Annotated in this window: 1 protein-coding gene; it reads left to right on the top strand. The window is 49.0% G+C overall.

Annotation, left to right across the window (positions count from 1 at the left end; translation table 11 throughout):
- The coding region (locus H4O18_RS21870; protein WP_187588644.1) for a DUF1549 domain-containing protein at positions 1-665 on the top strand (665 nt) is incomplete at both ends.

Below are 665 nucleotides of genomic sequence, written 5' to 3'. Positions count from 1 at the left end.
CTGCCAAAAACGGAACTGGCAGATTGGACCCAAAATGAGATCGATGCCTTTGTCTTGGAAAAGATGGAGGAGAACAATCTAACGCCCTCCCAAAAAGCGGAAGAGCACACATTGATCAGACGGATGAGTTTGGATCTTACGGGCCTACCTCCCAATGCGGAGCAGGTGAGCCGATATCTTTCCAGTTCTTCGGAGAATGTTTTGGAACAGGCCATAGATGAGTTTTTGGCCTCCCCGAGCTATGGGGAGCGAATGACGCAGGTGTGGTTGGACGTGTCGAGATATGCGGACTCCCATGGCTATCAGGACGATAGTTATAGGAGCATGTGGCCCTGGCGCGACTGGGTGATCCATGCCTTTAACAAGAACATGCCCTATGATGAGTTTCTGAGCGTACAATTGGCTGGCGACCTTATGCCCAATGCCACCAAGGAGCAAATTTTGGCCACCGGGTTCAATAGGAACCACCCCATTACACAGGAGGGCGGTGTGATCCAGGAGGAATACCAATCCTATTATGTTGTGGACCGAACCAATACCTTGGGGAAGGGCATTTTGGGCCTAACCCTGGAATGCGCCAAATGCCATGACCATAAATACGATCAGTTGTCCCAGAAGAATTATTTTGAAATCTATTCCTTTTTCAACAATGTGGATGAAAAAGG

This window comes from Arenibacter arenosicollis (genome assembly GCF_014397245.1).
Lineage (GTDB): Bacteria > Bacteroidota > Bacteroidia > Flavobacteriales > Flavobacteriaceae > Arenibacter > Arenibacter arenosicollis.
The sequence above is the reverse complement of the archived record's forward strand: the minus strand, read 5'-3'. Positions and strand labels throughout refer to the sequence as shown.